A 19,637-nucleotide genomic window follows, 5' to 3' on the forward strand; every position below is an offset into this window, starting at 1 on the left:
CTGACCGATAGTGAACCAGTACCGTGAGGGAAAGGCGAAAAGAACCCCGGAGAGGGGAGTGAAATAGATCCTGAAACCGTATGCGTACAAGCAGTGGGAGCCTACTTGTTAGGTGACTGCGTACCTTTTGTATAATGGGTCAGCGACTTATATTCAGTGGCGAGCTTAACCGAATAGGGGAGGCGTAGCGAAAGCGAGTCTTAATAGGGCGTTTAGTCGCTGGGTATAGACCCGAAACCGGGCGATCTATCCATGGGCAGGTTGAAGGTTAGGTAACACTGACTGGAGGACCGAACCGACTACCGTTGAAAAGTTAGCGGATGACCTGTGGATCGGAGTGAAAGGCTAATCAAGCTCGGAGATAGCTGGTTCTCCTCGAAAGCTATTTAGGTAGCGCCTCATGTATCACTGTAGGGGGTAGAGCACTGTTTCGGCTAGGGGGTCATCCCGACTTACCAAACCGATGCAAACTCCGAATACCTACAAGTGCCGAGCATGGGAGACACACGGCGGGTGCTAACGTCCGTCGTGAAAAGGGAAACAACCCAGACCGTCAGCTAAGGTCCCAAAGTTATGGTTAAGTGGGAAACGATGTGGGAAGGCTTAGACAGCTAGGAGGTTGGCTTAGAAGCAGCCACCCTTTAAAGAAAGCGTAATAGCTCACTAGTCGAGTCGGCCTGCGCGGAAGATGTAACGGGGCTCAAACCATACACCGAAGCTACGGGTATCACTTAGGTGATGCGGTAGAGGAGCGTTCTGTAAGCCTGTGAAGGTGAGTTGAGAAGCTTGCTGGAGGTATCAGAAGTGCGAATGCTGACATGAGTAACGACAATGGGAGTGAAAAACTCCCACGCCGAAAGACCAAGGTTTCCTGCGCAACGTTAATCGACGCAGGGTTAGTCGGTCCCTAAGGCGAGGCTGAAAAGCGTAGTCGATGGAAAACAGGTTAATATTCCTGTACTTCTGGTTATTGCGATGGAGGGACGGAGAAGGCTAGGCCAGCTTGGCGTTGGTTGTCCAAGTTTAAGGTGGTAGGCTGAGATCTTAGGTAAATCCGGGATCTTAAGGCCGAGAGCTGATGACGAGTTGCCATTAGGCGACGAAGTGGTTGATGCCATGCTTCCAAGAAAAGCTTCTAAGCTTCAGGTAACCAGGAACCGTACCCCAAACCGACACAGGTGGTTGGGTAGAGAATACCAAGGCGCTTGAGAGAACTCGGGTGAAGGAACTAGGCAAAATGGCACCGTAACTTCGGGAGAAGGTGCGCCGGTGAGGGTGAAGGACTTGCTCCGTAAGCTCATGCCGGTCGAAGATATCAGGCCGCTGCGACTGTTTATTAAAAACACAGCACTCTGCAAACACGAAAGTGGACGTATAGGGTGTGACGCCTGCCCGGTGCCGGAAGGTTAATTGATGGGGTTAGCTAACGCGAAGCTCTTGATCGAAGCCCCGGTAAACGGCGGCCGTAACTATAACGGTCCTAAGGTAGCGAAATTCCTTGTCGGGTAAGTTCCGACCTGCACGAATGGCGTAACGATGGCGGCGCTGTCTCCACCCGAGACTCAGTGAAATTGAAATCGCTGTGAAGATGCAGTGTATCCGCGGCTAGACGGAAAGACCCCGTGAACCTTTACTATAGCTTTGCACTGGACTTTGAATTTGCTTGTGTAGGATAGGTGGGAGGCTTTGAAGCGTGGACGCCAGTCTGCGTGGAGCCATCCTTGAAATACCACCCTGGCAACTTTGAGGTTCTAACTCAGGTCCGTTATCCGGATCGAGGACAGTGTATGGTGGGTAGTTTGACTGGGGCGGTCTCCTCCTAAAGAGTAACGGAGGAGTACGAAGGTGCGCTCAGACCGGTCGGAAATCGGTCGTAGAGTATAAAGGCAAAAGCGCGCTTGACTGCGAGACAGACACGTCGAGCAGGTACGAAAGTAGGTCTTAGTGATCCGGTGGTTCTGTATGGAAGGGCCATCGCTCAACGGATAAAAGGTACTCCGGGGATAACAGGCTGATACCGCCCAAGAGTTCATATCGACGGCGGTGTTTGGCACCTCGATGTCGGCTCATCACATCCTGGGGCTGAAGCCGGTCCCAAGGGTATGGCTGTTCGCCATTTAAAGTGGTACGCGAGCTGGGTTTAGAACGTCGTGAGACAGTTCGGTCCCTATCTGCCGTGGACGTTTGAGATTTGAGAGGGGCTGCTCCTAGTACGAGAGGACCGGAGTGGACGAACCTCTGGTGTTCCGGTTGTCACGCCAGTGGCATTGCCGGGTAGCTATGTTCGGAAGAGATAACCGCTGAAAGCATCTAAGCGGGAAACTTGCCTCAAGATGAGATCTCACTGGAGCCTTGAGCTCCCTGAAGGGCCGTCGAAGACTACGACGTTGATAGGTTGGGTGTGTAAGCGCTGTGAGGCGTTGAGCTAACCAATACTAATTGCCCGTGAGGCTTGACCATATAACACCCAAGCAATTTGCGTCGAAAGGCCAGATTGCGGTGTTGTGAAGACACAGTAAGCCGAAGATTTGTAACTCACGAACATCACATACCCGATTCGCTGGAGTGTCTGAACAAGACCTTCTGGCAACAGAATTTCTTGACGACCATAGAGCATTGGAACCACCTGATCCCATCCCGAACTCAGTAGTGAAACGATGCATCGCCGATGGTAGTGTGGGGTTTCCCCATGTGAGAGTAGGTCATCGTCAAGATTAAATTCCGAAACCCCTATCTGCATCTGCAGGTAGGGGTTTTGTCTTTGTGGCCTGTTCTGCGCCAAGGCTGGCTCCTGCGCGGTTGTGCTCCCACAATTGGGGCAACGACACTAGAATAGGCCCCGACGTTTTTACTCAGAACCCTTCTATGCCCGACCCTGACGATCGCGATTCACTCGCAGGCTTGCCGCTGGATCAATTGGTGGCGTGCCACGAATGCGACCTGCTACTGCGCAAGCCCGAGCTCAAGACGGATGAAAAAGCGCAATGCCCGCGCTGCGGCTATGAGTTGTACGCCCATCGGCACAATGTGGTCGAGCGCAGCCTGGCCTTGGTACTGGCGGCCTTGCTGCTCTACGTGCCGGCGAACTTTCTGCCGATCATGCAACTCCATCTGTTGGGCCAGAACTCCGATGACACGGTGTGGAGCGGTGTGATCGGCCTGTACAACAGCGGCATGGGTGGCGTGGCGGTGGTGGTGTTCCTGTGCAGCATGGCCATTCCACTGCTCAAGCTGCTGTGTCAGCTGGTCGTGTTGCTGACCATCCGCTTGAACAGGGGCCGCAGCTACGGCCTGCTTCTTTACCGTTTTTATCACCACATGCGCGACTGGGGCATGCTTGAGGTCTACCTCATGGGCGTACTGGTCGCCATCGTCAAGCTGGTGGATATGGCCGAACTCAGCCTAGGGCTTGGCTTGCTGTGTTTTGTCAGTTTGTTGCTGGTTCAGGTCTGGCTGGAAGTGGTGATGTCCCCCCACCAGATCTGGGTAGCCTTGTCGGGAGAAGATGTGCATGCGGGCGATTGACGCAGGAATACTGATCTGTACCGAGTGTCATGAGCTCAACCGCCAGGAGGCGGGCGGCAGCAGCCAGACCTGCACACGCTGCGGGGCCCTGGTGCATGCACGTCGGCCCGACAGCCTGGCCCGCACCTGGGCGCTGCTGATTACCGCGGCCATCCTGTACATACCGGCCAACGTGCTGCCGATCATGACGGTCAGCACCCTGGGGCAGGGCAGCCCCGACACAATCATGTCCGGCGTCATCACCCTGATGCAGCACGGCATGCTGCCGATCGCGGCCGTGGTGTTCATCGCCAGTATTCTGGTACCTACCTTCAAGCTGGTGGGCATCGCCCTGCTGTTGTATTCGGTGCAGCGCCACCAGCCGCTGTCGGCACGCCAGCGCATCGTGATGTATCGCTTCATCGAATTCATCGGCCGCTGGTCGATGCTGGATATCTTCGTCATCGCGATCCTGGTGGCGGTGGTGAATTTCGGCCGGATTGCCAGTGTCGAAGCCAACCTGGGGGCCGTCGCCTTTGCCAGTGTGGTGATTCTGACAATGCTTGCTGCAGTAACTTTCGATCCCCGACTGATTTGGGATAACACGGAGTCGGATGACGACCATGAGTGATTTGCCTACGGCTAAAACCCGCCCAGCTTCGAACTGGTCGGCCATCTGGATACTGCCCCTGATCGCATTGGTGATCGGTGGGTGGCTCGGCTGGCAGGCCTACCGTGAAGCGGGGGTGAACATCGAGGTACGCTTCGAGAGCGGCGAGGGTATCGTCGCCAACAAGACCGAGGTGGTCTACAAGGGCATGTCGGTGGGTAAGGTCAAAAGCCTGGTACTTGACGACAAAGGCCGCAACAAAGGTGTCATCGCCACCATCGAGATGAACCAGGTGGCCGAGGAGCACCTGCGCAAGAACACTCGCTTCTGGCTGGTCAAGCCAAACGTGAGCCTGGCCGGGATCACCGGGCTGGAGACGCTGGTATCAGGCAACTACATTGCCGTGAGCCCGGGCGATGGCGAGCCGAGCAAGCGTTTCAATGCGTTGAGCGAAGCACCGCCGATGTCCGACAGCGTGCCCGGCCTGCATCTGACCCTCAAGGCCGATCGCCTGGGGTCGCTCAACCGTGACAGCCCCGTGTTCTACAAGCAGATCCAGGTTGGCCGGGTGAAGAGCTACAAGCTCTCCGACGACCAGGGTACGGTCGAGATCAAGGTGTTCATCGAGCCGGGCTATGCCGACCTGGTGCGCAAGCACACGCGTTTCTGGAACGCCAGCGGCGTGAGCATCGATGCCAACCTGTCGGGCGTGAAGGTGCGCAGCGAGTCCCTGGCCAGCATCGTTGCCGGCGGTATCGCATTCGCTACCCCCGAGCACCGCAAGGACAGCCCGCCCACCGACCCGAACCTGCCGTTCCGTCTTTTCGAAGACTTCGACGCCGCCCAGGCGGGTATCCGGGTCAAGGTCAAGCTTAGCGACTTCGAGGGCCTGCAGGCGGGCCGTACGCCGGTCATGTACAAAGGTATACAGGTAGGTTCGCTGAAAGCCCTGAAGGTCGATGCCGACCTCTCCAGTGCCATGGCCGAGCTGACCCTGGACCCGCTGGCCGAGGACTACCTGGTCGAAGGCACCCAGTTCTGGGTGGTCAAGCCGTCGATCTCCCTGGCGGGTATCACCGGCCTGGAGGCGTTGGTAAAGGGCAACTACATTGCTATCCGTCCCGGCGACAAGGGCGCCTCGCCTCAGCGTGAATTCGAAGCCCGGGCCAAGGCCCCGCCCCTCGATCTGAAGGCGCCCGGCCTGCACCTTGTGCTGTTCAGCGACAACCTGGGCTCGCTCGAGGTTGGCAGCCCGATCCTGTATCGGCAGGTAAAGGTGGGTAGCGTGCAAAGCTACCAGTTCTCCAGGAAGCAGCAACGCCTGCTGATTGGCGTGCACATCGAGCCCGAGTACGCCAACCTGGTCAATGGTTCGACGCGTTTCTGGAACGCCAGCGGCATTACCCTGACTGGCGGCCTGTCGGGCATCCAGATCAAGAGCGAGTCGCTGCAGAGCCTGATGGCCGGTGGCATCGCCTTCGATACGCCGAAACAGAATGTACCGCTCAAGCGTCGTATCCCCACCTTCCGCCTGCTGGCCAACCAGGAAGCGGCGGATCGCAAGGGCACCAGCATCACCATCAAGGTGGACCGTGCGGACGGCCTCAAGGTCGGCACCCCCATACGCTTCAAGGGACTGGATGTCGGCAAGGTCGAAGCGGTGGACCTGGCGGAGGACCTGCAGTCGGTGACGCTCAAGGCGCAGATCACCGAGGTGCCCGAGCGTATTGCGCGTGTGGGCACGCAGTTCTGGGTAGTCAAGCCGGCGCTGGGTATCGTCAAGACGGCCAACCTGGAGACGCTGGTCACCGGTCAGTACCTTGAAGTGCAACCGGCGGCGAAGAATCAGGGCCCGCAGCGCAACTTCGTGGCCTTGCCCGAGCCACCGGACCTGACCGCTCGCGAGGCTGGCCTGCCGGTGGTGCTCAGCGCTGCTCGACGCGGGTCGATCAAGGTCGGTGTGCCGGTCACCTACCGTGAAGTGCCGGTGGGCAAGGTTACGGGGTACGAACTGGGGCAGACAGCGGATCGCGTGCTGATCCATATCCTGATCGAGCCACGCTACGCCTCGCTTGTGCGCGGTGGCAGCCGTTTCTGGAACAGCAGTGGCTTCGGCTTCGATATCGGCCTGTTCAAGGGCGCTACGGTGCGTACCGAGTCGCTGGAGACCCTGATCGAGGGTGGCATTGCCTTCGCCACGCCAGACGGCGACAAGATGGGCAACGCAGCGTTGCCGCAGCAGACCTTTGCCCTGTTCGACAAGGCCGAGGACGAATGGCTGCAATGGGCGCCGAAGATCCCGCTCGGCAAGTAGGCAAGGCATAGCCCTTCGCCGACCAGGCCGTCTCCTGCAGGAGTCAGCCTGGTCGGCGAAGGGAGCGGCCCTGTCTTCCCGGCATCATCAAATCGCAGGCAATAAAAAACCGACCCTAGGGTCGGTTTTTTAACAAGCGTCGCTTAGGCAGCTGCAGCAATCTTCAGTGCCTTGATGTGGCCATTCAGACGGCCTTTATGGCGAGCAGCCTTGTTCTTGTGGATGATGCCTTTATCGGCCATGCGGTCGATAACTGGAACAGCCAGGATGTAAGCAGCTTGCGCTTTTTCGGCGTCTTTTGCGTCGATGGCCTTGACTACATTCTTGATGTAGGTGCGAACCATGGAACGCAGGCTGGCGTTGTGGCTGCGACGCTTCTCAGCCTGTTTTGCACGTTTTTTGGCGGAAGGTGAGTTGGCCACCGTCGAGCTCCTCGAAAGACTTGGTAAATAGCAAACAAAATAGGCCGCGAATCATGCCGATGAGTTGATCGGTTGTCAAGGGCGCTTGTTAGGTTCCGCTGAGCGGTCGATTCGCTGGAGGGGATGATTCCCTTCTGGCGCATGACCTGTAAACTCGGGAGTTTTGCTCTGTCTGCTTTGCGCGGCGGAGTATCGCATACTTGGATGCCGTTTAGGCCTCTCCTTCATCCATATGGCATGAAAATCTTTCGATGAATCTCCTCAAGTCCCTGGCTGCAGTCAGTTCCATCACCATGGTGTCGCGCGTGCTGGGCTTTGTCCGCGATACCATCCTGGCGCGCATCTTCGGCGCCGGTGTTGCCACCGACGCCTTTTTCATTGCCTTCAAGCTGCCCAACCTGCTGCGGCGAATCTTTGCCGAGGGGGCGTTTTCCCAGGCGTTCGTGCCGATCCTGGCCGAATACAAAAGCCAGCAGGGCGAGGAGGCGACCCGCACCTTCGTGGCCTATGTCGCCGGCCTGCTGACCCTGGTGCTGGCAGTGGTCACGGCGCTGGGGATCCTGGCCGCGCCCTGGGTGGTGTGGGTCACCGCGCCGGGCTTCGTCGACAGCGCCGAGAAGTTCGAGCTGACCACCGACCTGCTGCGTGTGACCTTTCCTTATATATTGCTGATCTCGCTGTCGTCCCTGGCGGGCGCCATCCTCAACACCTGGAACCGCTTCTCGGTACCGGCCTTCGTGCCGACCCTGCTCAACGTCGCGATGATCTTCTTCGCGCTGTTCCTCACCCCGTACTTCGATCCGCCGGTGATGGCCCTGGGCTGGGCGGTACTGGCCGGCGGCCTGTTGCAGCTGCTGTACCAGCTGCCGCACCTCAAAAAGATCGGCATGCTCGTGCTGCCCCGCCTGAACCTGCGCGATACCGGGGTATGGCGCGTGCTCAAGCAGATGCTGCCAGCCATCCTCGGGGTGTCGGTAAGCCAGATCTCGCTGATCATCAACACCATCTTCGCCTCGTTTCTGGTGGCCGGCTCGGTGTCGTGGATGTACTACGCCGACCGCCTGATGGAGCTGCCCTCCGGGGTGCTGGGCGTGGCGCTGGGCACCATCCTGCTGCCGACCCTGGCCAAGACCTACGCCAGCAAGGATCGCCACGAGTATTCGCGCATCCTCGACTGGGGCCTGCGCCTGTGCTTCTTGCTGGTGTTGCCTTGCACCTTTGCCCTGGCAATCCTGTCCGAGCCACTGACGGTGGCCCTGTTCCAGTACGGCAAGTTCACCGCCTTCGATGCCGCCATGACCCAGCGCGCGCTGATCGCCTACTCGGTCGGCCTGCTCGGCATCATCCTGGTCAAGGTGCTCGCCCCTGGCTTCTATGCCCAGCAGAACATCCGTACACCGGTAAAGATCGCCATCTTCACCCTGGTGGCCACGCAACTGCTGAACCTGGTGTTCATCGGCTACCTGCAGCATGCCGGGCTGGCCCTGGCGATCAGTGTAGGCGCCTGCCTCAATGCCGGCCTGCTGTACTGGAAGCTGCGCCAGCAGAACCTGTTTGAGCCGCAGCCGGGCTGGACCGCCTACCTGCTCAAGTTGCTGGTGGCCGTACTGCTAATGGCCGGTGTGCTGGTGGCCGGCATGTGGTACATGCCCGCCTGGGAGCAGGGGCACATGCTCGAGCGGTTCCTGCGCCTGGGCGTACTGATTGGCGCAGGCGTGGTGACCTATTTCGGTTGCCTTTACCTGTTTGGTTTTCGTCCACGGGACTTCGCCCGCAAGGCGCTGCACTGATGGCCGGCGCGGGTCAGGCGTCGGTTTTGTGTTTTAGACGCCCTGGCATCGCGCTGCTGCCTGTCGTCGGCGCCCGGGTGTGGTTATAATCGACCACTTTATGAGCAAGAAGCGCGTTATGCAGCTGGTTCGAGGCCTTCACAACCTTCGCCCCGAGCATCGGGGCTGTGTTGCCACTATCGGCAACTTCGACGGTGTTCACCGCGGTCACCAGGCTATCCTGGCGCGTTTGCGTGAGCGCGCGGTAGCGCTGGGCGTACCCAGCTGCGTGGTGATTTTCGAGCCACAGCCGCGTGAGTACTTTGCACCGGACACCGCGCCTGCGCGCCTGGCCCGCCTGCACGACAAGGTCGCCCTGTTGGCCGCCGAAGGCATCGACCGGGTGCTGTGCCTGGCGTTCAACCAGCGCCTGTGCAAGCTCAGCGCCGCCGAATTCGTCGACACCATCCTGGTCGACGGCCTGGGCGTGCAGCACCTGGAGGTCGGTGACGACTTCCGGTTCGGCTGCGACCGGGTGGGTGACTTCACGTTCCTGCAGCAGGCCGGCCTGCGCCACGGCTTCACCGTGGAAGCGGCGCAAACCGTGGAGCTCGAGGGCCTGCGGGTCAGCAGCACGCAGGTGCGCGAAGCGCTGGCGCGTGCCGACTTTGTCGTGGCCGAGCGTCTGCTGGGCCGCCCGTTCCGCATCCGCGGCCGGGTGCTGCATGGGCAGAAGCTGGCGCGCCAGCTGGGTTGGCCCACGGCCAACATACAACTCAAGCGTCATCGCGTACCGCTCACCGGGGTGTACCTGGTCAGCGTCGAACTCGATGGCCAGGCGTGGCCGGGTGTCGCCAACATCGGCGTGCGCCCCAGCGTTGCAGGTGATGGCCGCGCCCACCTGGAAGTGCATCTCCTGGATTTTGCCGGCGATCTGTATGGCCGGCGTCTCACGGTGGAATTCCACCACAAGCTGCGCGATGAGCAGCGATTCGCCTCCCTGGAGGCGCTGAAGTCGGCGATCGATGCGGATATCGCCGCCGCACGTGCCCATTGGCACGGTCAACCGCTAACGAAGAGCCTGAAATGACCGACTATAAAGCCACGCTAAACCTTCCGGACACCGCCTTCCCGATGAAGGCCGGCCTGCCACAGCGCGAACCGCAGATCCTGCAGCGCTGGGACAGCATTGGCCTGTACCAGAAGCTGCGCGAAATTGGCAAGGATCGTCCGAAGTTCGTGCTGCACGACGGCCCGCCCTACGCCAACGGCAAGATCCACATCGGTCACGCGCTCAACAAGATTCTCAAGGACATGATCTCGCGGTCCAAGACCCTGGCCGGCTACGATGCGCCGTACGTGCCGGGTTGGGACTGCCATGGCCTGCCGATCGAGCACAAGGTCGAAGTGACCCACGGCAAGCACCTCACCGCGGACAAGACCCGCGAGCTGTGCCGTGCCTACGCGGCCGAGCAGATCGAAGGGCAGAAGAAGGAATTCATCCGCCTGGGCGTGCTGGGTGACTGGGACAACCCCTACAAGACCATGGACTTCGCCAACGAAGCCGGCGAAATCCGCGCCTTGGCCGAAATGGTCAAGCACGGTTTCGTGTTCAAGGGCCTCAAGCCCGTGAACTGGTGCTTCGATTGCGGTTCGGCCCTGGCCGAAGCCGAGGTCGAATACGCCGACAAGAAGTCCCAGACCATCGACGTGGCCTTCAACGTGGCCGACGAAGCGCGGCTGGCCCAGGCCTTCGGCCTGTCGTCGCTGGCCAAGCCCGCCGCCATCGTGATCTGGACCACCACCCCGTGGACCATCCCCGCCAACCAGGCGCTGAACGTGCACCCCGAGTTCAGCTATGCCCTGGTGGACGTCGGCGACAAGCTGCTGGTGCTGGCCGAAGAGCTGGTCGAAGCCTGCCTCAAGCGCTACTCGCTGGAAGGTTCGGTGATCGCCACCGCGCCGGGCTCTGCACTGGAGCTGATCAACTTCCGTCACCCTCTGTACGATCGCCTGTCGCCGGTCTACCTGGCCGAGTACGTCGAGCTGGGCGCCGGTACCGGCGTGGTCCACTCGGCCCCGGCCTACGGTGAAGACGACTTCGTGACCTGCAAGCGCTACGGCATGGTCAACGACGACATCCTCACCCCGGTGCAGAGCAACGGCGTGTACGTCGACTCGCTGGAATTCTTCGGTGGCCAGTTCATCTGGAAGGCCAACCCGCACATCGTCGACAAGCTCGCCGAAGTCGGCGCGCTGATGTTCACCGACACCATCAGCCACAGCTACATGCACTGCTGGCGCCACAAGACTCCGCTGATCTACCGCGCCACCGCGCAGTGGTTCGTGGGCATGGACAAGCAGCCTGACAGCGGCGAAACCTTGCGCAAGCGCGCCCTCAACGCCATCGAAGAAACCAAGTTCGTGCCGGCCTGGGGCCAGGCGCGCCTGCATTCGATGATCGCCAACCGTCCGGACTGGTGCATCTCGCGTCAGCGCAACTGGGGTGTGCCGATCCCGTTCTTCCTGCACAAGCAGACCGGCGAACTGCACCCGCGCACCGTCGAACTGATGGAGCAGGTGGCCCAGCGCGTCGAGCTCGAGGGCATCGAAGCCTGGTTCAAGATGGACGCCGCCGAGCTGCTCGGTGACGAAGCCGGCCAGTACGACAAGATCGCCGACACCCTGGACGTGTGGTTCGACTCCGGTACCACCCACTGGCACGTGCTGCGTGGCTCGCACAACATCGGCCACGAAAGCGGCCCGCGCGCCGACCTGTACCTGGAAGGTTCCGACCAGCACCGCGGCTGGTTCCACTCCTCGCTGCTCACCGGCTGCGCCATCGACGGCCATGCGCCGTACCGCGAGCTGCTGACCCACGGCTTCACCGTGGACGAGAACGGCCGCAAGATGTCCAAGTCGCTGGGTAACACCATCGAGCCGCAGAAGGTCAACGACACCCTGGGTGCCGACATCATGCGCCTGTGGGTATCGGCCACCGACTACTCCGGCGAGATGGCGGTTTCCGACCAGATCCTGCAGCGCAGCGCCGACGCCTACCGGCGCATCCGCAACACCGCGCGCTTCCTGCTCTCCAACCTGTCCGGCTTCGACCCGGCCCGCGACCTGCTGCCGGCCGACGACATGCTGGCGCTGGACCGCTGGGCGGTCGACCGTACCCTGCTGCTGCAGCGCGAACTGGAAGAGCACTACGGCGAGTACCGTTTCTGGAACGTCTACTCCAAGATCCACAACTTCTGCGTGCAGGAGCTGGGCGGCTTCTACCTCGACATCATCAAGGACCGCCAGTACACCACCGGCGCCAACAGTGTCGCGCGCCGCTCGTGCCAGACCGCGCTGTACCACATCAGCGAAGCGCTGGTGCGCTGGATCGCACCGATCCTGGCGTTCACCGCCGACGAGTTGTGGCAGTACCTGCCGGGCGAGCGCAACGAGTCGGTCATGCTCAACACCTGGTACCAGGGCCTGACCGAGCTGCCGGAAGGCATCGAGCTGGACCGCGCCTACTGGGACCGCGTGATGGCCGTCAAGGCTGCGGTCAACAAGGAGCTGGAGAACCAGCGTGCGGCCAAGGCCATCGGCGGCAACCTGCAAGCCGAAGTCACCCTGTTCGCCGACGAGGCCCTGAGCACCGACCTGAACAAGCTGGGCAACGAACTGCGGTTCGTGCTGATCACCTCGGCAGCCAGCGTGGCGCCGTTCGTCGAAGCCCCGGCCGATGCCGTGGTTACCGAAGTGGCCGGCCTCAAGCTCAAGGTGGTCAAGTCGGGTCACGCCAAGTGCGGCCGTTGCTGGCACTTCCGCGCCGACGTGGGCGTGAACCCGGAGCATCCGGAAATCTGCGGTCGTTGTGTCGACAACATCAGCGGCAAAGGTGAGGTGCGTCACTATGCCTAACCCCAACGTGGGGCGCTTCGGGCGCCTCGCCTGGCTGTGGCTGAGCCTGCTGGTACTGGTCCTGGACCAGGCCAGCAAGCACTACTTCGAAGGTGCGCTGAGCCTGTACCAGCAGATCGTGGTCATCCCCGACTACTTCAGCTGGACTTTGGCCTACAACACCGGTGCGGCCTTCAGCTTCCTGGCCGACAGCTCCGGCTGGCAGCGCTGGCTGTTCGCCCTGATCGCCCTGGTGGTCAGTGCGGTGCTGGTGGTGTGGCTCAAGCGCCTGGGCCGCGACGACACCTGGCTGGCCGTTGCGTTGGCCCTGGTGCTGGGCGGTGCGCTGGGCAACCTGTACGACCGAATTGTGCTCGGCCACGTGGTCGACTTCATCCTCGTGCATTGGCAGAACCGCTGGTACTTCCCGGCCTTCAACCTGGCCGACAGCGCCATCAGCGTGGGCGCCGTGATGCTGGCGCTGGATATGTTCAAGAGCAAAAAGTCCGGAGAACCCGTCCATGACTGATACCCGTATCGGCCAGAACACCGAAGTCACCCTGCACTTCGCGCTGCACCTGGAAAACGGTGATACTGTCGACAGCACCTTCGAGAAGGCTCCGGCGGTGTTCAAGGTCGGCGACGGCAACCTGCTGCCGGGCTTCGAAGCCGCGATCTTCGGCTTCAAGGCCGGCGACAAGCGCACCGTCAGCGTGGCACCGGAGAACGCCTTCGGTCAGCCGAACCCGCAGAACGTGCAGATCATTCCCCGCTCGCAGTTCCAGGACATGGAGTTGTCCGAGGGCCTGCTGGTGATTTTCAACGACGCGGCCAACGCCGAGTTGCCCGGCGTGGTGAAGGCGTTCGATGACGCGCAAGTGACCATCGACTTCAACCACCCGCTGGCCGGCAAGACCCTGAACTTCGAGGTGGAAATCCTCGCAGTCAAGGCCCTTTGAGCCAGGAGTCAGCCATGCAGATCAAACTCGCCAACCCACGCGGCTTCTGCGCCGGCGTGGACCGGGCGATCGAAATCGTCAATCGCGCCCTCGAGGTGTTCGGCCCGCCGATCTATGTGCGTCACGAAGTGGTGCACAACAAGTTCGTGGTCGAAGACCTGCGCGCGCGCGGGGCGATCTTCGTCGAAGAGCTCGACCAGGTGCCCAATGACGTCATTGTCATCTTCAGCGCCCACGGTGTTTCCCAGGCCGTGCGCCAGGAAGCGGCGGGGCGCGGCCTCAAGGTCTTCGACGCGACCTGCCCGCTGGTGACCAAGGTGCACATCGAGGTGGCCAAGTACAGTCGCGATGGCAAGGAATGCATCCTGATCGGCCACGAAGGGCACCCCGAGGTCGAAGGCACCATGGGCCAATACGACGCCAGCAATGGCGGTTCGATCTACCTGGTCGAAGACGAAGAAGATGTCGCCAACCTGCAGGTTCGTGACCCCGAACGCCTGGCCTTCGTGACCCAGACCACCCTGTCGATGGACGACACCAGCCGTGTCATCGATGCGCTGCGCACGCGCTTCCCCAGCATTGGCGGGCCGCGCAAGGACGACATCTGCTACGCCACCCAGAACCGCCAGGATGCGGTCAAGCAACTGGCTGACGAGTGCGACGTGGTACTGGTGGTGGGCAGCCCGAACAGCTCCAACTCCAACCGCCTGCGTGAGCTGGCCGAGCGCATGGCCACCCCGGCCTACCTGATCGACGGTGCAGAAGACATGCAGCGCAGCTGGTTCGACGGTGTCGAGCGTATCGGCATCACCGCCGGCGCCTCCGCCCCCGAAGTGCTGGTGCGTGGTGTGATCGCGCAGTTGCAGGAATGGGGCGCCACAGGTGCCGACGAGCTCGATGGTCGCGAAGAGAATGTAACGTTCTCGATGCCCAAGGAGCTGCGGGTGCGTTCACTGATCTGACCCGGCGGCCGCGCACAGCGGCTGATCGGTGGCGAGGTGGCGCAGGCTGACCCGCCCGGTGCGTGACAGCACCACCTGATGCAGGCTCCGGGTTCCGGGACTTTCGCACACGTGCAGGGTCCCGGCCTGGAACGCACCGCCCGCCTGCAGCGGTACCCCCAGCCCGCTGAAATGCACCTGCCGCGCCAGCGGCTGATTGCCCACCACACGAACCTTCCCGCTGGCACGGTACTCGTGCAGCAAGCCTTCATCGTCGGCGCTCATTCGCCATCCCTTGCTCCAGTCGCCCTCCAGGGCCGTCAGGCTGACTCGCTGATTGCGCAGCAGGGCTTCGCTGCGGGCGCTGCGCAAGGCCTGGGCAAGGTTCTGCGCGCTGGCCTCGCGCTGTAGGCTCACGCTCATGGCGCTGTAGGCCGGCAGCCCTAACTGCGTCAGCGCCGCGATCAGCCCCAGCGCATACATCATTTGTATCAGTGTTACGCCCTGTTGCCCCATCGTGCATCCCTCCCTGGAAGTGCTTCTCTGTAGATTCAGTGCCGCTCGGTTGGGCGTCCAGTCGGCCGGGTAGGCAATCACATGGGGAAATTTCGCAGGAGGCGAACATGGCCAGGAGGCTGCAGCAGGGCATGACCCTGATCGAAGTGATGGTGGCGCTGCTGGTGCTGTCACTGGGGGTAATGGCGGCGGCTGCGCTGCAAGGGCGGGCGTTGCACGGCACCGACGGCGCGCTGCGTACCACCCAGGCGCTGTACCTGGCCCAGGCCCTGCTCGAAGGCGCGCGCGCTGCGGGCGGGCTGAGGGCGGGGGAGGCCAGCGCCTTGCAACGCGAGCTGGTGAAGGTGGCCGGCGCGTCCGCGCAGGCACAGGTGCGCCAGGCGGGCAATGGGCTCGCACTCGACCTGCACTGGCAGGGCGGTGGCCTTGCTGTGCAGGGGCAGGTGGGGCCATGAGGCGCGACACCGGTTTCGGCCTGGTCGAGGCGCTGCTGGCGTTGAGCCTGGGCGTGCTGCTGGTGCTGGCCGGCAGCCGTCTGTTCATCGGTGCGCTGCAGGGTTGGCAGGCGCAGGGCTCACTTGCGCAGTTGCAGGAGGATGCGCGCTTTGCGCTGCAGCGCATGGCCCGTGACATCCGCATGGCCGGCGCATTCGGCTGCCTGCGGCGCGAGGCGATCAGCTTTGCCGACCCTGCCATTGCCGCGGCATTTGCCCTGCCGATCAGTGTCAGCCTCGAGCCTGACGGCACCCTGCGCAGCCTGAGCCTGGTTGGCGTGCAGGGTGGGGAGGCCGGTGGCCCGCCCAACTGGACGCTGCTCACCGACTGCCTGAGCACCGCCCAGGTGCAGACAGGCGAGCGCTTGCCCGGGCCACACCAGTTCGCCTTGCCCGTTCGTCAGCAGGTGTATCGCCTGGTGGACGGGCAACTGCTGCTCACCAGTGGTGGCAGCCACGCGGTGCTGATCGAACATGTCAGCCGGCTGCAGGTTGACCTGGGCGTGGCGGGCGAGGGCGGTGAGCTGGCCTGGATGACGGCGGTGCCCGACCCTTCGCGCATTCGCAGCATCCGCCTGCGCCTGACCCTGGACGACCCTGCTGAACGGGTACGCGCGCAAACCTATCAGATGGTCGCCGCCGTACGTAACCGCCTGCCATGAAGCTGCAACGGGGCATGGCGCTGCTGGTGTGCCTGGTGCTGATGCTGCTGTGCGGCCTGCTGGGTGTTTCGGTGCTGCACAGTGCCGCCTTGCAGGCACGCATGGCCGGCAACCTGGTGATGGCATTGCAGGCGTTCGAAGCGGCGGAAACCACGTTGCGGCTCGCCGAGGCCCGTGTGCTGGCGGGTCTTGAGCCACCGGGCCCGTGCGTGTACTGCCTGCCGCCGCCGGAGGCACCCAGGGTACGCGCCGCCGGTGTGCAGGGCGGGGCGGGGCCAAGCTCCGGGCTGGGCTGGCAGGCGCAAGGGCCAGGTTTCTTCCTGGTACAGAACCTGGGCCGCAGCTCGCGCCCCGCGCGGCTGCCCGACGGCCTTGAGGTGCAGCTGCTTCGGGTGACTGCCGTGGGGCGTCAGCAGCAGGCGCGGGTGGTGCTGGAGAGCGTGCTGGCGCAGCCAGTGGTGTCGGCTGAATGGCCGGCGCAACGTATCTTGTGGCGGCAGATCCACTAGGGGCGCACAACATGCCGCGAACTCATCAGGGCCTGAGCCTGATCGAACTGTTGATTGTCGTCGCCGTGGTCGGCATTCTGGCGGGCATTGCCTACCCCAGCTACCGCGACACGGTGAAAAGAGCCGCACGCAGCGAGGTCGTGGGGCTGCTGTTCGACAGTGCGCAGCACCTGGAGCGCCATCGCGCCCGCACGGGCCAGTATGCCGATACCGACGCCGTGATCACCCCGTTGCCCCCCGGCACAGGCCATTACAGCCTGCACGCCAGCCGCGAGGCCGAGGGTTTCAGCCTGCTGGCCCGGCGTCACGCTGGCGGGCTGATGGCCGGCGACGCCTGTGGCGACTTCGAGCTCGATCACCAGGGTGTGCGCGGCAACCCCGGTGCCAGCAACGAGGCGGACGGGGGTTGCTGGGGTAACTGACGTCTTTCATACGGGTACTGGACCAATAGATGACCAAGCAAGTAGTGATTGTCGGCGGTGGGGTGATCGGCCTGCTGACTGCGTTCAACCTGGCGGCCGATGTCGAGCAGGTGGTGGTGTGCGACAAGGGCGCGCTCGGGCAGGAGTCTTCCTGGGCCGGAGGCGGGATCGTGTCGCCGTTGTACCCGTGGCGCTACAGCCCGGCGGTTACCGCCCTGGCGCATTGGTCGCAGGACTTCTATCCGCAACTGGGCGAGCGTCTGTTCGCCAGCACCGGTGTAGACCCCGAGGTGCATACCACCGGCCTGTACTGGCTGGACCTGGACGATGAAGCCGAGGCGCTGGCCTGGGCGGCCCGCGAGGGGCGCCCGTTGAGCGCAGTGGATGTGGCCCGCGCCTATGCGGCGGTGCCCGTGCTGGGGCCGGGTTTCGAGCGGGCCATCTACATGGCGGGTGTGGCGAACGTGCGCAACCCGCGCCTGGTCAAGTCGCTCAAGGCGGCGTTGCAGGCCCTGCCGAACGTGACCCTTCGCGAGCATTGTGAAATCACCGGGTTCAGCCGCGAGGGCGAGCGTATTTGCGGCGTTGAAACCGTCGATGGCCCGATCCGCGCCGATCAGGTGGTGCTTACGGCGGGGGCCTGGAGTGGCGACCTGCTGCGCCCGCTGGGCCTGGAACTGCCGGTGGAGCCGGTGAAAGGGCAGATGATCCTGTTCAAGTGCGCGGAAGATTTCCTGCCGAGCATGGTGCTGGCCAAGGGGCGCTACGCGATCCCACGGCGAGACGGGCACATTCTGGTCGGCAGCACACTGGAGCATGCAGGCTATGACAAGACGCCCACCGAAGCGGCGCTGGCGAGCCTGAAGGCCTCGGCCATCGAATTGCTGCCGGCGCTGGCCGATGCCACGCTGGTCGGGCATTGGGCGGGATTGCGGCCTGGCTCACCGGAAGGTGTGCCGTACATCGGCCAGGTGCCCGGGCATGAAGGCTTGTGGTTGAACTGCGGGCATTACCGCAACGGGCTGGTGCTGGCGCCGGCGTCCTGCCGGTTGTTCGCCGACCTGCTGCTGGGGCGTGCGCCGATCATCGACCCGGCGCCGTACGCGCCGGGGCCGCGCCTGCTGTAACAGCAGGCATGTGGAAGCCGGCCTGGCCGGCGAAGGGGCCCTCAGCCCTGGCGGGTATCGTTGGGCCCCTGCTCCAGATGCGCCGGGCTGCAATACCACAGCTGGCCCCGGTGCAAGGCACGGTCGGTGGGCAGGTGCACGCCGCAATGGGCACAGCGCACCATCTTCAGCGGGTCATCGAGGGTAGGGCGAGTATCGGCAGCAGTGCCGGCCTTGAACTTGCGCCACAACCAGAACGCAGCAGCAATCAGGGCAATCCAGAGAATTAGGCGAACCATGGTGTCCAGCTTTGTCGAATGAAGAGCCCCCAGTTTAGGGCCTGGCAACAAAAAAGGGAGGCCATCAGGCCTCCCTTTTTCATTCACCGTATGGCGTGTCAGTCGAATACGCCAAAGGTCATGTAGCTGAACCAGGAACGGTCTTCGTTGTTGCCTTCGGCTTCGTGGTTTTCTTCTTCGATCACGTCGCCATTTTCGTCCTTGGGCAGCAGTTCCTGCGGGATCGCGTCTTTGGCGTCCTGGTACTGCTTCTGCACGTCCTGGTTGGCGCGGGTCTGGCCTGGCGGCAGCGGCGGCGCGCTGGAGATCAGGCCCAGGGTGGCCTTGGACAGCCACGAGCGGTTGTCCGCCTCGTCCTGCTGCGGCACGAACTGGCCGTCTTTCAGGCTCGGGTGATCGGGGTAGTTGAGTTTCAGGGTTTCCAGGCTGGTGGCTGCCAGTTCGTCCAGGTGCAGACGCATGTAGGCTTCGGTCATCACCGCCAGGCCGTCACCGACCGATGGGGTTTCCTGGAAGTTTTCCACCACGTAGCGGCCACGGTTGGCGGCGGCAACATACGCCTGACGGGTCAGGTAGTAGTCGGCCACGTGGATCTCGTAGGAGGCCAGCAGGTTGCGCAGGTAGATCATGCGCTGCTTGGCGTCCGGCGCGTAGCGGCTGTTGGGGAAGCGGCTGGTGAGCTGGGCGAACTCGTTGTACGAGTCACGCGCAGCGCCCGGGTCACGCTTGGTCATGTCCAGCGGCAGGAAGCGCGCCAGCAGGCCGCGGTCCTGGTCGAACGAGGTCAGGCCCTTGAGGTAATAGGCGTAGTCGACGTTCGGATGCTGCGGATGCAGGCGGATAAAGCGCTCGGCAGCCGACTTGGCAGCCTCGGGCTCGGCGTTCTTGTAGTTCGCGTAGATCAGCTCCAGCTGCGCCTGGTCGGCATAGCGGCCGAACGGGTACCGCGACTCCAGGGCCTTGAGCTTGGAGGTGGCGCTGGTATAGCTGTGGTTGTCCAGGTCGGCCTGCGCCTGCTGGTACAGCTCGGTTTCGCTGAGGTTTTCGTCGACGACTTCCTTCGAAGAACAAGCAGCGGTGAGTCCGAGGATGGCGATCAGCAGCAGGTGTTTCACTTGCATGGCGGCTTGCGTCCCTATGACGGCTGCTGTCTTGGGCGAGGCCGTCCTGTTATGATGAGCACCCCGTTGGAACCCTCGGGGCAAAAGACGCC

At 62.5% G+C, this 19,637-nt stretch carries 18 protein-coding genes and 2 rRNA genes (1 of these 20 only partly in view); 16 read left to right on the top strand and 4 right to left on the bottom strand.

What is annotated here, in order from left to right; translation table 11 throughout:
- The 5 genes from V9K84_RS26290 to V9K84_RS26310 form a co-directional block, all read left to right on the top strand.
- Nucleotides 1–2,460, top strand: a 23S ribosomal RNA gene (locus V9K84_RS26290); it begins 431 nt to the left of the window's first position.
- 138 nt (nucleotides 2,461–2,598) lie between these two features.
- Nucleotides 2,599–2,714 (top strand): 5S ribosomal RNA (gene rrf / locus V9K84_RS26295).
- Between the two features lie 151 nt (nucleotides 2,715–2,865).
- Nucleotides 2,866–3,525 carry a paraquat-inducible protein A gene (locus V9K84_RS26300; protein ID WP_043860301.1) on the top strand — a complete coding sequence of 220 codons (660 nt, stop codon included), beginning with the start codon at nucleotides 2,866–2,868 and terminating at the stop codon, nucleotides 3,523–3,525.
- Complete coding sequence (locus V9K84_RS26305; RefSeq protein WP_088515586.1) at nucleotides 3,512–4,135, top strand: paraquat-inducible protein A; 624 nt, start codon at nucleotides 3,512–3,514, stop codon at nucleotides 4,133–4,135. The genes V9K84_RS26300 and V9K84_RS26305 overlap by 14 nt, the downstream gene beginning before the upstream one ends.
- Nucleotides 4,128–6,428, top strand: coding sequence for an MlaD family protein (locus V9K84_RS26310; protein WP_078479466.1), 2,301 nt, complete (start codon nucleotides 4,128–4,130; stop codon nucleotides 6,426–6,428). The genes V9K84_RS26305 and V9K84_RS26310 overlap by 8 nt, the downstream gene beginning before the upstream one ends.
- Before the next feature lie 143 nt (nucleotides 6,429–6,571).
- Here the strand turns inward: V9K84_RS26310 and rpsT are convergent, their stop codons facing one another.
- Nucleotides 6,572–6,850, bottom strand: coding sequence for a 30S ribosomal protein S20 (rpsT, locus tag V9K84_RS26315; protein ID WP_043860304.1), 279 nt, complete (start codon nucleotides 6,848–6,850; stop codon nucleotides 6,572–6,574).
- A gap of 251 nt (nucleotides 6,851–7,101) precedes the next feature.
- On the opposite strand from rpsT, the gene murJ reads away from it, so the two are divergent.
- The 6 genes from murJ (at nucleotide 7,102) to ispH (ending at nucleotide 14,437) form a co-directional block, all read left to right on the top strand.
- Nucleotides 7,102–8,640: a murein biosynthesis integral membrane protein MurJ gene (murJ, locus tag V9K84_RS26320; RefSeq protein WP_043860305.1), complete on the top strand. Its 1,539-nt coding sequence runs from the start codon at nucleotides 7,102–7,104 to the stop codon at nucleotides 8,638–8,640.
- 118 nt (nucleotides 8,641–8,758) lie between these two features.
- Nucleotides 8,759–9,709, top strand: a complete 951-nt coding sequence (ribF, locus tag V9K84_RS26325; RefSeq protein ID WP_168186867.1) for a bifunctional riboflavin kinase/FAD synthetase — start codon at nucleotides 8,759–8,761, stop codon at nucleotides 9,707–9,709.
- On the top strand, nucleotides 9,706–12,537 hold the full coding sequence (gene ileS / locus V9K84_RS26330) for an isoleucine--tRNA ligase (RefSeq protein ID WP_043860307.1): 2,832 nt from the start codon (nucleotides 9,706–9,708) through the stop codon (nucleotides 12,535–12,537). Before ribF ends, ileS begins: the two co-directional genes overlap by 4 nt.
- A complete protein-coding gene (gene lspA / locus V9K84_RS26335; protein WP_043860308.1) occupies nucleotides 12,530–13,045 on the top strand; it encodes a signal peptidase II in 516 nt (171 codons plus the stop codon). The genes ileS and lspA overlap by 8 nt, the downstream gene beginning before the upstream one ends.
- Entirely contained in the window at nucleotides 13,038–13,475 is a 438-nt protein-coding gene (gene fkpB / locus V9K84_RS26340) for an FKBP-type peptidyl-prolyl cis-trans isomerase (RefSeq protein WP_054914918.1), read from the top strand. Before lspA ends, fkpB begins: the two co-directional genes overlap by 8 nt.
- A 14-nt stretch (nucleotides 13,476–13,489) precedes the next feature.
- Nucleotides 13,490–14,437: a 4-hydroxy-3-methylbut-2-enyl diphosphate reductase gene (gene ispH / locus V9K84_RS26345; protein ID WP_043860310.1), complete on the top strand. Its 948-nt coding sequence runs from the start codon at nucleotides 13,490–13,492 to the stop codon at nucleotides 14,435–14,437.
- Here the strand turns inward: ispH and V9K84_RS26350 are convergent.
- Complete coding sequence (locus V9K84_RS26350; protein WP_229589858.1) at nucleotides 14,426–14,902, bottom strand: GspH/FimT family protein; 477 nt, start codon at nucleotides 14,900–14,902, stop codon at nucleotides 14,426–14,428. The two genes, ispH and V9K84_RS26350, sit on opposite strands and share 12 nt — an antisense overlap.
- Nucleotides 14,903–15,039: 137 nt before the next feature.
- On the opposite strand from V9K84_RS26350, the gene V9K84_RS26355 reads away from it, so the two are divergent.
- From V9K84_RS26355 to thiO, 5 genes are read left to right on the top strand one after another with little or no spacing between them, the layout of a single operon-like run.
- Nucleotides 15,040–15,387, top strand: coding sequence for a prepilin-type N-terminal cleavage/methylation domain-containing protein (locus V9K84_RS26355; RefSeq protein WP_088515584.1), 348 nt, complete (start codon nucleotides 15,040–15,042; stop codon nucleotides 15,385–15,387).
- Entirely contained in the window at nucleotides 15,384–16,088 is a 705-nt protein-coding gene (locus V9K84_RS26360) for a hypothetical protein (protein WP_088515583.1), read from the top strand. The genes V9K84_RS26355 and V9K84_RS26360 overlap by 4 nt, the downstream gene beginning before the upstream one ends.
- Complete coding sequence (locus V9K84_RS26365) at nucleotides 16,085–16,597, top strand: PilX N-terminal domain-containing pilus assembly protein (protein WP_088515582.1); 513 nt, start codon at nucleotides 16,085–16,087, stop codon at nucleotides 16,595–16,597. Before V9K84_RS26360 ends, V9K84_RS26365 begins: the two co-directional genes overlap by 4 nt.
- Before the next feature lie 11 nt (nucleotides 16,598–16,608).
- Nucleotides 16,609–17,019: a type IV pilin protein gene (locus tag V9K84_RS26370; protein WP_054914914.1), complete on the top strand. Its 411-nt coding sequence runs from the start codon at nucleotides 16,609–16,611 to the stop codon at nucleotides 17,017–17,019.
- A gap of 29 nt (nucleotides 17,020–17,048) precedes the next feature.
- Nucleotides 17,049–18,146 (top strand): glycine oxidase ThiO, encoded by a 1,098-nt coding sequence (gene thiO / locus V9K84_RS26375; RefSeq protein ID WP_088515581.1) that lies wholly within the window; start codon nucleotides 17,049–17,051, stop codon nucleotides 18,144–18,146.
- Between the two features lie 41 nt (nucleotides 18,147–18,187).
- Here the strand turns inward: thiO and V9K84_RS26380 are convergent, their stop codons facing one another.
- Entirely contained in the window at nucleotides 18,188–18,424 is a 237-nt protein-coding gene (locus V9K84_RS26380) for a PP0621 family protein (protein ID WP_043860316.1), read from the bottom strand.
- A 98-nt stretch (nucleotides 18,425–18,522) separates the two neighbouring features.
- Nucleotides 18,523–19,545 carry an outer membrane protein assembly factor BamD gene (locus tag V9K84_RS26385; RefSeq protein WP_043860317.1) on the bottom strand — a complete coding sequence of 341 codons (1,023 nt, stop codon included), beginning with the start codon at nucleotides 19,543–19,545 and terminating at the stop codon, nucleotides 18,523–18,525.
- Nucleotides 19,546–19,637 lie beyond the last annotated feature (92 nt).

This window comes from Pseudomonas sp. AE27 (genome assembly GCF_037113495.1).
In the GTDB taxonomy this organism is placed as follows: Bacteria; Pseudomonadota; Gammaproteobacteria; order Pseudomonadales; family Pseudomonadaceae; genus Aquipseudomonas; species Aquipseudomonas palmensis.

What these genes read in the sequence shown, in the direction of transcription:
- V9K84_RS26300 (WP_043860301.1), top strand. Translation starts at nt 2,866, where the DNA reads ATGCCCGACCCTGACGATCGCGATTCACTCGCAGGCTTGCCGCTGGAT.
- ispH (WP_043860310.1), top strand. Translation starts at nt 13,490, where the DNA reads ATGCAGATCAAACTCGCCAACCCACGCGGCTTCTGCGCCGGCGTGGAC.
- thiO (WP_088515581.1), top strand. Translation starts at nt 17,049, where the DNA reads ATGACCAAGCAAGTAGTGATTGTCGGCGGTGGGGTGATCGGCCTGCTG.
- V9K84_RS26310 (WP_078479466.1), top strand. Translation starts at nt 4,128, where the DNA reads ATGAGTGATTTGCCTACGGCTAAAACCCGCCCAGCTTCGAACTGGTCG.
- ribF (WP_168186867.1), top strand. Translation starts at nt 8,759, where the DNA reads ATGCAGCTGGTTCGAGGCCTTCACAACCTTCGCCCCGAGCATCGGGGC.
- V9K84_RS26380 (WP_043860316.1), bottom strand. Translation starts at nt 18,424, where the DNA reads ATGGTTCGCCTAATTCTCTGGATTGCCCTGATTGCTGCTGCGTTCTGG.
- V9K84_RS26365 (WP_088515582.1), top strand. Translation starts at nt 16,085, where the DNA reads ATGAAGCTGCAACGGGGCATGGCGCTGCTGGTGTGCCTGGTGCTGATG.
- V9K84_RS26350 (WP_229589858.1), bottom strand. Translation starts at nt 14,902, where the DNA reads ATGATGTATGCGCTGGGGCTGATCGCGGCGCTGACGCAGTTAGGGCTG.
- V9K84_RS26385 (WP_043860317.1), bottom strand. Translation starts at nt 19,545, where the DNA reads ATGCAAGTGAAACACCTGCTGCTGATCGCCATCCTCGGACTCACCGCT.
- lspA (WP_043860308.1), top strand. Translation starts at nt 12,530, where the DNA reads ATGCCTAACCCCAACGTGGGGCGCTTCGGGCGCCTCGCCTGGCTGTGG.
- fkpB (WP_054914918.1), top strand. Translation starts at nt 13,038, where the DNA reads ATGACTGATACCCGTATCGGCCAGAACACCGAAGTCACCCTGCACTTC.
- V9K84_RS26305 (WP_088515586.1), top strand. Translation starts at nt 3,512, where the DNA reads ATGCGGGCGATTGACGCAGGAATACTGATCTGTACCGAGTGTCATGAG.
- V9K84_RS26360 (WP_088515583.1), top strand. Translation starts at nt 15,384, where the DNA reads ATGAGGCGCGACACCGGTTTCGGCCTGGTCGAGGCGCTGCTGGCGTTG.
- ileS (WP_043860307.1), top strand. Translation starts at nt 9,706, where the DNA reads ATGACCGACTATAAAGCCACGCTAAACCTTCCGGACACCGCCTTCCCG.
- V9K84_RS26355 (WP_088515584.1), top strand. Translation starts at nt 15,040, where the DNA reads ATGGCCAGGAGGCTGCAGCAGGGCATGACCCTGATCGAAGTGATGGTG.
- murJ (WP_043860305.1), top strand. Translation starts at nt 7,102, where the DNA reads ATGAATCTCCTCAAGTCCCTGGCTGCAGTCAGTTCCATCACCATGGTG.
- V9K84_RS26370 (WP_054914914.1), top strand. Translation starts at nt 16,609, where the DNA reads ATGCCGCGAACTCATCAGGGCCTGAGCCTGATCGAACTGTTGATTGTC.